The sequence below is a fragment of the Micromonospora sp. NPDC047738 genome (genome assembly GCF_040642675.1).
In the GTDB taxonomy this organism is placed as follows: Bacteria; Actinomycetota; Actinomycetes; order Mycobacteriales; family Micromonosporaceae; genus Micromonospora.
Window position 1 is genome coordinate 78690 of record NZ_JBEYSO010000009.1, and the last position, 9490, is coordinate 88179.

Sequence of the window (9490 nt, forward strand, 5' to 3'; positions counted from 1 at the left end):
ATCCTGCCGGGGTGACACACCCCCTCCGGCTCCGCGCCTTCCGCCTGCTCTTCCTCGGCCGTACCGTCTCCGCCCTCGGCGACGCCGTCGTCCCCACCGCCCTCGCCCTGGCCGTGCTCCGCGCCACCGGCTCGACCAGCGCCCTCGCGGTGGTGCTGGGCTGCGCCATGGTGCCGCGGCTGCTGCTGCTCCCCCTCGGCGGCGTGGTCGCCGACCGGTTCGACGCCCGCCGGGTGGCCCTCGTGACCGACCTGGTGCGCTGCGCCGCCCAACTGGTCGTCGGTGTCGAACTGCTCGGCGACGCCCCCGCGCTGCTCCACCTCGCGGTCGCCTCCGCCGTCGGCGGCGCGGCCTCGGCCTTCGCCATGCCCACCGCGTCCCCGCTCGTCGCCGGCACCGTCGACGCCGACGGGCGGCAGCGGGCCAACGCGCTGATGGGCGTCACCGCCAACGCCAGCCGGCTCGCCGGCCCCGCCCTGGCCGGCCTGCTGGTCTGGACCGCCGGCCCGGGCTGGGCGTTCGTGCTGGACGCCGCCTCGTTCGCGGTCAGCGCCGCCCTGCTGTCGGTCATCCGGGTCCGGCACGTCGCCGTCCCACACCGGTCGCTCCGCGCCGACCTGGCGCTCGGCTGGCGGGAGGTCCGCGCCCGCGACTGGTACTGGAGCAGCCTGCTCGCGCACGGCGTGTGGAACGGCGCCGCGGCGGTGCTGCTCACCGTCGGCCCGGTGGTCGCCGTGGACCGCCTCGGCGGGGAGGGTGTCTGGGTGCTGCTGCAGCAGGGCGGCGCGGTCGGCCTGCTGCTCGGGTCGCTGCTCGCCGCCCGGGTACGCCCCGCCCGGCCGGTGCTGCTCGGCAACCTGGCCCTGGCCACGTACGCGGCGCCGCTGCTCCTGCTCGCCGTCGCCGCGCCCGCCCCGGTGAGCATCGCCGCGTACTGCCTCGCGCTGGTCGCGCTCGGCTTCCTCAACCCGGTCTGGGAGACCGTGGTGCAGGGCCAGTTCCGGCCCGACGTGCTGGCCCGGGTCACCTCGTACGACTGGCTGATGTCGCTGGGCGCCATGCCGATCGGATACGCCCTCGCCCCGCTCGCCGCCCGCGCCTGGGGGCCGTCGACGCCCCTCGCCGTGGCCGGCGTGCTGGTGCTGCTCGCCTGCGCCGGCACCGCCGCCGTCCCCGGCGTACGCCGGATGCGCTGGCCGGTCGACGCCCCGCCCGCGCCCGTGGCGCAGGTGCCGGCGGGGCGCTGACCGGACCGGTCAGAGCCGATGCCCCGTGGTCGCGTCCACGTGGTCGGGCACCTCGCCGTGCCGGTCCCCCACGCTGGACGTCCCGGACGGCTCGAACATGAGGATCGACGCGCCGTCCGGCGCGGACGGCCGGTGCTCCACCCCGCGCGGCACCACGAACACCGCGCCACGCGGCAGCACCACCTCCCGCTCGGCGCCGTCCCGGCCGTCGCGCAGGGCGATCCGCAACTCCCCGTCGAGCACCAGGAAGAACTCGTCGGTGTGCTCGTGGGAATGCCAGACGTGCTCGCCGGCCACCTTCGCGATCCGGACGTCGTAGTCGTTGACGGTGGTCACGATGCGCGGACTCCACAGCTGGTCGAAGCGCCCCAGGGCGGCTGCCAGCTCGATCGGCTCAGCTTCCATCCACCCATCGTCGCCCACGATCACAGGGGACGGTGCATCACGTGCAACCCGACCCGGCCCAGGGTCGGATGCGCGAACGCCTCCGGCACCGTGCCGATCACCGTGAAGCCGAGCCGCCGGTACAGCTCAACGGCCGGCACGTTGCTCTCCACCACGGCGTTGAACTGCATCGCGGCGTAGCCCCGGTGGCGGGCCCAGGCCAGGGCGTACTCGGTCAGGGCCCGGCCGACGCCACGGCCCCGGGCGTGCGCGGCCACCATGAAACTGGCGGTGGCCACGTGCGCGCCGGGGCCGGGCCGGTTGGTGCCCATCTTCGCGGTGCCCAGCACCGTGCCGTCCACCTCGGCGACCACCGTGTGACCGGGCGGCCGCTCCACCCACACGTCGTAGGCGACCTCTGCGGGCCACGCCGGGTCGTACGGGAAGGTCTCCCCGGCGGTGATGACGTCCTCGACGATCGGCCAGACCTGCGCCCAGTCGGGCTCGGTGAACTCCCGGATCCGCATCCCGGGCACCCTAGTCAGCCGGCCCGCCGCGGAGCGAACCGGTTTCCGGCCTCCGTACCCGAACCGTGACCTGCCGGCCGTGGCACGGGACCCCGCGCGGGGCGGGCCTCGCCCATCATGGGACGCATGGTCGAACCCGCCACCGACCTGGACAGTCGCGAGGCGCCGCCCGAGGTGGCCGCACCACCGCCGGCCGGTCCCCGCACCGTCGGGCCGTGGCTGGTCGGCGGTGCGGTCAGTGCCGTGCTGCTGCTGCTCGCCGGCCGGTACGGCTACCACCGCGACGAGCTGTACTTCCTGCTCTGCGGCCGGCACCTCGACTGGGGGTACGTCGACCAGGGTCCGCTGGTGCCGGCCCTGGCCCGGCTGCTGGACACCCTCGCGCCCGGCAACCTGGTGGTGCTGCGTACGCCGTCGGCGCTGATCGCCGGCGCGGCGGTCGTGGTGGTCGCGGCGATCGCCCGGGAGTTCGGCGGCGGCCGGGGCGGGCAGCTGTTCGCCGCGTTCCTCGCCGCGGTGGCGGGCATCGTGCTCGCCCCCGGGCATCTGCTCAGCACCACCACCGTCGACCTGCTGGTCTGGCTCGTCGCCGCCTGGTGCGCGGTGCGGATGCTGCGCACCGGCGACACCCGCTGGGCCCTCTGCCTCGGCCTGGCGCTCGGCGTCGGCATGCTGAACAAGCTGCTGCCCGCCCTGCTCGCCGTGGGCCTGCTGGCCGGGGTGGCGATCGGCGGGCCACGCCGGCTGCTGCGCGACCGATGGGTGTACGCCGCCGCCGGCATCGTCGCCGTGCTCGCCGCGCCCTACCTGCTCTGGCAGGCCGCGCACGGCTTCCCCCAGCTGTCCGTGGCCTCCTCGATCGCCGGCGGCGACAGCTCCTACAGCGGCCGGCTGGACGCGCTGCAGCTGCAACTGGTCATCATCAGCCCGTACGCGGTGCCGATCTGGGTCGCCGGGCTGGTGGCGCTGCTGCGCCGGCCGGCCTGGCGGGCGTACCGGGCGATCGGCTGGGCCTGGCTGGTGGTGTTCGCGATCGTGCTGCTCGCCGGTGGCAAGGGCTACTATGACGCCCCGCTGCTGTTGGTGGTCACCGCCGCCGGCGCGGTCGTCACCGCCGAGTGGGCCGGTCGGGGCGCGGTGCTCGCCCGGCGGGCGCTGCTCGCCGCCGGCGCGGCCGTGGCGGTGGCCGGCAGCGCCGTCCTGCTGCTGCCCACCCTGCCGGCCGACCGGCTGCCCGGCTTCGTGGTCGACGTCAACTACGACGCCGGCGAGACCATCGGCTGGCCGGCGTTCGCCGACTCGCTCGCCGCCGTGCACCGCGGCCTGCCGCCGGAGCAGCGGACCCGCGCGGTGATCCTCACCGGCAACTACGGCGAGGCGGGCGCGGTGGCCCGCTACGGGCCGCAACGGGGCCTGCCGCGGGCGTACTCCGGGCACAACAGCATGGCCGGATTCGGCCGCCCGCCCGAGGACGCCGACGTGGTGATCGCGGTCGGCTGGGCCGGCCCCGACCAGCTGCGGGGCTGGTTCACCGAGGTCACCGAGGCCGGCCGGATCAACCAGCGGGTCGACGTCGACAACGACGAGAACGGCCTGCCCGTCTACGTCTGCCGGGGGCTGCGGCGACCGTGGTCGCAGCTCTGGGACACCGAGGTACGCCACGCCGGCTGAGCATGCCCGGGCACCGTGAATACTTGTCGGCATGCTCTGGGGCGTCAGTGGTCCGATCTTCCTCCTCGACTACGTCGCGGGGGTGGCCGGGGCCCTCGCGATAGCCCTGTCCGTGCGGGCGCTGGTCGGATGGCGGACGCGGGGCGAGCCGCTGTCGACCGTCGAGCTGGCGTACCTCACCGATCGGGCCGGACTGGCCTGCCAGGTGGGTATGGCCGCGCTGCGCCGGGCCGGGGTGGTGCAGCTCGGTGAGCTGGCCACCCTGTCGGTGGACGGGCCACCGCCGCCCGGGTCCGCCCCACTGGTGCGCGCCCTGCACGCCGCGCTGCGCCGGCCGCAGACCTGGGCCGCCGTGCTCGCCGATCCCGGTGTGGGCCGCGCGCTGCGCCGGCTGGTGGGCCGGCTGGTCCGCGACGGCTGGCTGCTCACCCCGGGCCAGCGGCGCCGCCTGGCCTTGGGCACCCTGCCGCTGTTCGCGGTCGCCGCGGTCGGGGTGACCCGGCTGGTGGACAGCGCGGTCGAGGGACGCACGGCCGGCGGCCCGGCGTCCGTGGTGGGGCTGCTGCTGTGCTGCCTGGCCACCGTGCTCGGCGGCTGGTGGCTGTGCGAGGTGCCGGAGACCGGTGCGGCCGCTCGGCGGCTGCTGCGCCGGCAGCGCCGCACGTACGCGGAGCTGGCGCCGGAGCGGCGGCCCGCGTGGAGCGAGCGGGGCACCGACGAGCTGCTGACCGCGATGGCGGTGTTCGGGCCGCGCCCGCTGCTCGCCGTCGACCCGCGCTTCGCCGAGCTGGTCGGGGTCGACGCCGAGCGCACCCGGCCGCGGGCGTACGCGAAGACCGCGCGTTGACCCTGACCGCGGCAGGACGCGCGTGGCGCGCCTTCCGGCTCGCCCGCGCGGCAGTATGATCCGAGTATGACGAAGCGGGTGACGGTCAGCCTGCCAGACGACGTAGCGGCCTACCTGGAGCGGGAGGAGAACGCCTCGGCGGCGGTCGCCGACGCGCTGCGCGCCCGCATGGACCGGGCCGCCGCGACAGCCGCGATGCTGCGTGCCGTCGGCATCGACGTGACGGACGACGGCGTGGCCCGGGTACGCGGCAAACTGCCTCCCCTCACCGCCGAGCAGCGGGCGGAGAACGCGCGACGCCGCGACATGCTCCGGGACGGCACCTGGCCGGAGGCCGGCTCCGCGGCTGCTGCCTGATGCCCACCGACGACATCGAGATCCGGGCGATCCTGGACGCCTCCGCCATACTGTCCTATTCCCGCGGCCACGTGCACGTCGGTGAGCTGCTGGTCGACATCGCCGACGAGGGTGCCTACCTGGGCCTGCCCACCGTCGCGCTGCTCGAGGCGTACGCGCAGACCAGTGACCGACCGGCGGCCGCCCGGCTCGGCGTGCTGGCCACCCTGCCCGGCGTGGCGGTGCTGCCGCTGTCCGCTCCCGATGCGGCCCAGGCCAGCCACCACGGTGCGCCTGACCAAGGGCGACCTGGCCCGTGCCCACGCCGTGTGGGCGGCACTGCGGCACGACGCATACCTCCTGACCTGCGAGCCGCACCTGGTTCCGGCGGTGATCGCTCCCGAACTGATCCATCACATCCCCGTGGACGACGCCTGACCGTGGCGGGCACGGGGATGTGATGGGGGATCAGCGGATCTTCTCAGCGAGCCGGATCACCCGCGCCAACTCATCCACCTCCGGGTCCTCGCTGGCGGCGGCCGCCCGCTCCGCGATCGTCGCCAGGTCGCCCAGGCGCACCTCCCGGCCGTAGGGGCCGCCCTGCAGCGACTGCGCGAAATAGGCCGCCGCGTAGCAGGTCCGCAGCTGTGGCGACGCTTTGCCGAACGCCCGGTTCAGGTCGCTGACGGTCACCGACTCGTACGCCTCGGCGGGCGCCCGGTTCGTCGGGTCGGTCCAGCGCACCTGCACGCGGGCGACCCGGGCCGACGGGGGCGGCCCGTCGGCCAGCCGGACGGCGTAGAGCGCCGTGACGCTGTGCCCGGGACCGACCTCGCCGCCGTCGACGCGGTCGTCGCGGAAGTCCTCGTCGCTGATCGCCCGGTTGTCGTACCCGATGAGCCGGTAGGACCGCACGGCGGCCGGTTCGAAGCTGACCTGCACCTTGGCGTCGAGCGCCCGGACGCTCAACGTCGCCGGCAACTGCCGGACGAACACCTTCCGGGCCTGGTCGCGCTCACTGGCGTACACCACGAAGCCGTCGCCCTTGTCGGCGAGTTGCTCCATCAACTCGTCGCCGTACTCGCTGCCGACCCCCACGCCGAGCAGGGCGATCTCCTTCTCGGCCTCGTCGCGTACCCGGCGCAGGATCGGCTCCGCCTCGGTCCGGCCGACGTTAGCGAGCCCGTCGGAGAGCACGATCACCCGGTTCGTCGCGCCGGGTCGGAATCCGTCACGGGCCACCCGGTAGCCGAGCACCAGGCCGGCTTCGAGGTTCGTGCTGTCCTGGGTACGCAGCGATCCGATGGCGTCGTGCAGTTCGTCGGCGTCGGACAGCCGGGTCATCTCCCGCACCACCCGGGCCTCGTCGCTGAACGCCACGACGGCGATCGAGTCGGTACGGCGCAACTGGTCCACCAGGGTGTGCAGCGCGTCCTTCACCAGATCGAGCCGACCGGGCTCGCGCATCGATCCGGAGACGTCGACGACGAAGGTGAGGGCGGCGTCGGGACGGCTCTCCGCGTCCTCCGCGCGGGTCTGCAGGCCGACCCGCATCAACCGGACCTCCCCGGCCGCCTCGTGGGACTCCGGCAGCCGCGCGCCGTCGACGTGTACGGCGAAGCCGTCGCCGGCCGGCTCGGGGTAGTCCTGCCGGAACGAGTTCACGAACTCCTCAGGCCGCACCGCGGTCCGCTCGGGCAGCTGCCCGTCCATGATGAGCCGGCGGGCGTAGCCGTACGAGGCGGTGTCGACGTCGACGCCGAAGGTGGAGCGCGGGTCGTCCTCCGTCGCTGTTTCGGCCCCACCCGACCGGGGTGTGCCGTCGTGCTGGCGGACCGGCCCGTGCGCCGCGTCGCTGCGCTGTGCGCCACCGGCGGAGCAGGCGGTGACCGTCATGGTGAGGGCGAGCGCCGTCAGCAGCAGCGACCATCGTATGTGGACCATCGGTTCCTCCCGGGCAGGCTGGGGCGGGCGATCCGGCGCAGCGCGTCGGATCCGTCCCGGTCATTGACGCAGCTGGACAGTCCGGCGGATCCCGCCGTAGCCGAGCCGATACGCAAGCGTGAACGTCGTGACCGTCCCGTATGCAAGACGTGACCTGCCGCGGCCAACCGCGCCCGATGCCGACGGGCGGGACGGCGCAGGGCCGGGGTACGCCAAGCTCGGCGTCGACTCCCGCACCGCGGCGGTGCACGCCGCCGTGGAGCGGAAGCTGATCCGGCTGTGAAACGCTGCGCCCTGCTCACCCTCACCGTGGCCGCCGGCGGTTGCCCGCGGCCCGACCCGATCCGACCCTGGGAGGACCCCATGAGCACCCCCGCCGACAAGGCTCTGCTCGCTGCGGCGAGCGCCGGCGACGCGGCCGGCGTACGCGCCGCGCTGGCGGCCGGCGCGGACCGCGAGGCCCGCGACGCGCGGCAGCGTACGGCGCTGCTGCTGGCCGCCGCGAACGACCACGTCGAAGCCGCCCGCGTGCTCGTCGACGCGGGCGCGGACCCGAACGCGCTCGACGACCAGCACGACACCCCGTGGCTGGTGACGGGCGTGACCGGCAGCGTGCCGATGCTCGAGGTCCTGCTGCCCGCGGGGCCGGACTTCACGATCGTGAACCGGTACGGCGGCATCTCGATCATCCCGGCGAGCGAGCGTGGCCACGTCGACTACGTCCGCCGCGTCGTCGATACCGGCATCAACGTCAACCACGTCAACAACCTCGGGTGGACCGCCCTGCTGGAATGCGTCCTCCTCGGCGACGGGACGAAGCCCTACCAGCAGATCGCGGAGATCCTCGTGGCCGCTGGCGCGGACGTCCACCTGCCCGACAAGGACGGCGTCGACGCGCTGCGGCACGCCCGCGACTGCGGGTACGACCGGATCGTCGCCGTCCTGTCACGCTGAGCATCGTGCGGGCGGCCGCCACCACGACGACCGCCCGCTGCGGTCCGGCGGCGCATGCGGCACAGTGACACCGGCGGCCGGCGTGCGGCTGGAGCCAGAAGGGCGGTGGCCGGTGGAGGGCCCGACCGGGGTGGTGTTCCCCCAGAACGACGGCACCCGCAGCACCACGGCGCTCGGCCGCGCGGTCGTCGCCGACGCGCTGCGCGCGGTCGACCCGGTCGGCGCGCGTTCGGCCGAACACGAGACCAACTGGCGGCACGGCTATCTGGTCCACTTCCGCCGGCTCGTCGAGGCCGGCCTGCTCTCCCGCGACGCCGCGGTCACCATCGCCCGCGACGGCCTGGCCGCCCTGCACGCCCGGATGCGGGTCGTCGCGGAGGGCGGCACGGAATTCCCGCTGGACGAGGTGTTCGCCGCCGGCGCCGGGCAGCCGCCGCTGGCCACCGCCACGGTCACCGGCACCGGCGAGCCCGAGCGGGAACTGTCGCTGCCGTACCGCGGGCAGCGGCTGCGCGGCGATCAGCTGCACCGCCGGCTCGACGCCTGGGTCGCCGCCGGCGTGATCGAGCCGTCCTGCGCCGAGGCGGTCCGCGTGGTCATCGCCAACCCGGACTGGCTCGACCTGCGCGACCAGCGGATCGTGGTGCTCGGCGCCGGCGCCGAGATGGGTCCCCTGCCGTCGGTGCTGCGCTGGGGCGGCGACGTCGTCGCGGTCGACCTGCCGCGGCCGGACATCTGGCGGCGGCTGCTGCGCACCGCCCACCGGTACGGCGGCCGGCTGCACCTGCCGGTGCGCCCCGGCACCGGCGACGACGACGAGGCCCTCGCCGCGGCCGCCGGCGCGGACCTGCTGCATCGGCTGCCGCAGGCCGCGCAGTGGCTGCTCGGCGTGGACGGCCCGCTCGTTCTCGGCAACTACGTCTACGCCGACGGCGCCACCAACGTGCGGGTCGCCATGGCCGTCGACGCGCTCACCCGGCACCTGCAGCAGCGCCGCGACGACCTGGCGCTGGCCTTCCTCGCCACCCCCACCGACGTGTACGCCGTCCCCGCCGAGGCGGTCGCGCACGCCGAGCGGGGGTACGCGGCCCGCGGCCTGGCCCGCCGGTCACTGCGGGTGCTCTCCGGCGGGCGACTGCTGCACCGCAACTACCCGCCCGACGCCGACCCGGGCATCAACGACAGCCTCGTGCCGCAGCAGGGCCCGAACTACGCCCTCGCGAAGCGGCTGCAACGGTGGCGGGCGGCGGTGGCACGCGACGCCGGGGCGACGGTGTCGTTCACGGTGGCGCCGCCGACGCGTACCCGCTCGGTGCTGCGCAACCGGGCGCTCGCCGCCGCGTACGCGGGCGCGCACCGGTTCGGCATCGAGGTGTTCGACCCGGCCACCAGCAACACCCTGATGGCCGCGCTGCTCGTGCACGACCTGCGCACCGGCGGCGGCCCGGCCCAGGACCACCCGTGGCGGGACGAGGCGTACGGGGCGGCGCACGGCGGGCTCTGGCGGGTGCCGTACGCCCCGCGCAGCGCCCTCGGGCTGGCCGTCCTGCTCGGCCTCGGCGCCGCCCGGGGCTGAGCCG

At 75.3% G+C, this 9490-nt stretch carries 11 protein-coding genes; 8 read left to right on the forward strand and 3 right to left on the reverse strand.

From position 1 onward, the window contains the following. The first annotated feature begins 11 nt into the window (after positions 1-11). Complete coding sequence (locus ABZ783_RS16875; protein WP_357438728.1) at positions 12-1247, forward strand: MFS transporter; 1236 nt, start codon at positions 12-14, stop codon at positions 1245-1247. Positions 1248-1256: 9 nt separating this feature from the next. Here ABZ783_RS16875 and ABZ783_RS16880 read toward each other — a convergent pair whose 3' ends face one another. Together ABZ783_RS16880 and ABZ783_RS16885 are read right to left on the reverse strand one after the other, a co-directional pair. Next, complete coding sequence (locus ABZ783_RS16880; protein WP_357438731.1) at positions 1257-1652, reverse strand: cupin domain-containing protein; 396 nt, start codon at positions 1650-1652, stop codon at positions 1257-1259. A 20-nt stretch (positions 1653-1672) separates the two neighbouring features. Continuing rightward, a complete protein-coding gene (locus tag ABZ783_RS16885; protein WP_357438733.1) occupies positions 1673-2158 on the reverse strand; it encodes a GNAT family N-acetyltransferase in 486 nt (161 codons plus the stop codon). A gap of 126 nt (positions 2159-2284) precedes the next feature. Here ABZ783_RS16885 and ABZ783_RS16890 point away from each other — a divergent pair, with 126 nt between their 5' ends. From ABZ783_RS16890 to ABZ783_RS16905, 4 genes are all read left to right on the forward strand, one after another. After that, complete coding sequence (locus tag ABZ783_RS16890) at positions 2285-3829, forward strand: glycosyltransferase family 39 protein (protein WP_357438736.1); 1545 nt, start codon at positions 2285-2287, stop codon at positions 3827-3829. A gap of 31 nt (positions 3830-3860) precedes the next feature. Further along, a complete protein-coding gene (locus tag ABZ783_RS16895; protein ID WP_357438739.1) occupies positions 3861-4676 on the forward strand; it encodes a TIGR04222 domain-containing membrane protein in 816 nt (271 codons plus the stop codon). Between the two features lie 66 nt (positions 4677-4742). Further along, positions 4743-5033, forward strand: a complete 291-nt coding sequence (locus ABZ783_RS16900; protein WP_357438740.1) for a hypothetical protein — start codon at positions 4743-4745, stop codon at positions 5031-5033. Beyond that, complete coding sequence (locus tag ABZ783_RS16905) at positions 5033-5473, forward strand: hypothetical protein (RefSeq protein WP_357438743.1); 441 nt, start codon at positions 5033-5035, stop codon at positions 5471-5473. Before ABZ783_RS16900 ends, ABZ783_RS16905 begins: the two co-directional genes overlap by 1 nt. Positions 5474-5480: 7 nt before the next feature. Here ABZ783_RS16905 and ABZ783_RS16910 read toward each other — a convergent pair whose 3' ends face one another. Then, the gene (locus ABZ783_RS16910; protein WP_357438745.1) at positions 5481-6956 is read right to left on the reverse strand and encodes a von Willebrand factor type A domain-containing protein; all 1476 of its coding nucleotides are present in this window, start codon (positions 6954-6956) and stop codon (positions 5481-5483) included. A gap of 127 nt (positions 6957-7083) precedes the next feature. Here ABZ783_RS16910 and ABZ783_RS16915 point away from each other — a divergent pair, with 127 nt between their 5' ends. The 3 genes from ABZ783_RS16915 (at position 7084) to ABZ783_RS16925 (ending at position 9486) form a co-directional block, all read left to right on the forward strand. Continuing rightward, positions 7084-7239 carry a hypothetical protein gene (locus tag ABZ783_RS16915; protein ID WP_357438748.1) on the forward strand — a complete coding sequence of 52 codons (156 nt, stop codon included), beginning with the start codon at positions 7084-7086 and terminating at the stop codon, positions 7237-7239. 80 nt (positions 7240-7319) lie between these two features. After that, positions 7320-7910 carry an ankyrin repeat domain-containing protein gene (locus ABZ783_RS16920; protein ID WP_357438750.1) on the forward strand — a complete coding sequence of 197 codons (591 nt, stop codon included), beginning with the start codon at positions 7320-7322 and terminating at the stop codon, positions 7908-7910. A gap of 112 nt (positions 7911-8022) precedes the next feature. After that, positions 8023-9486, forward strand: a complete 1464-nt coding sequence (locus tag ABZ783_RS16925) for a hypothetical protein (RefSeq protein WP_357438753.1) — start codon at positions 8023-8025, stop codon at positions 9484-9486. The last annotated feature ends 4 nt before the right edge of the window (positions 9487-9490 follow it).

Excerpts from the sequence above, each read along its gene's own strand:
- ABZ783_RS16880 (WP_357438731.1), bottom strand. The coding sequence starts at position 1,652 with ATGGAAGCTGAGCCGATCGAGCTGGCAGCCGCCCTGGGGCGCTTCGAC.
- ABZ783_RS16885 (WP_357438733.1), bottom strand. The coding sequence starts at position 2,158 with ATGCGGATCCGGGAGTTCACCGAGCCCGACTGGGCGCAGGTCTGGCCG.
- ABZ783_RS16890 (WP_357438736.1), top strand. The coding sequence starts at position 2,285 with ATGGTCGAACCCGCCACCGACCTGGACAGTCGCGAGGCGCCGCCCGAG.
- ABZ783_RS16895 (WP_357438739.1), top strand. The coding sequence starts at position 3,861 with ATGCTCTGGGGCGTCAGTGGTCCGATCTTCCTCCTCGACTACGTCGCG.
- ABZ783_RS16900 (WP_357438740.1), top strand. The coding sequence starts at position 4,743 with ATGACGAAGCGGGTGACGGTCAGCCTGCCAGACGACGTAGCGGCCTAC.
- ABZ783_RS16905 (WP_357438743.1), top strand. The coding sequence starts at position 5,033 with ATGCCCACCGACGACATCGAGATCCGGGCGATCCTGGACGCCTCCGCC.
- ABZ783_RS16910 (WP_357438745.1), bottom strand. The coding sequence starts at position 6,956 with ATGGTCCACATACGATGGTCGCTGCTGCTGACGGCGCTCGCCCTCACC.
- ABZ783_RS16920 (WP_357438750.1), top strand. The coding sequence starts at position 7,320 with ATGAGCACCCCCGCCGACAAGGCTCTGCTCGCTGCGGCGAGCGCCGGC.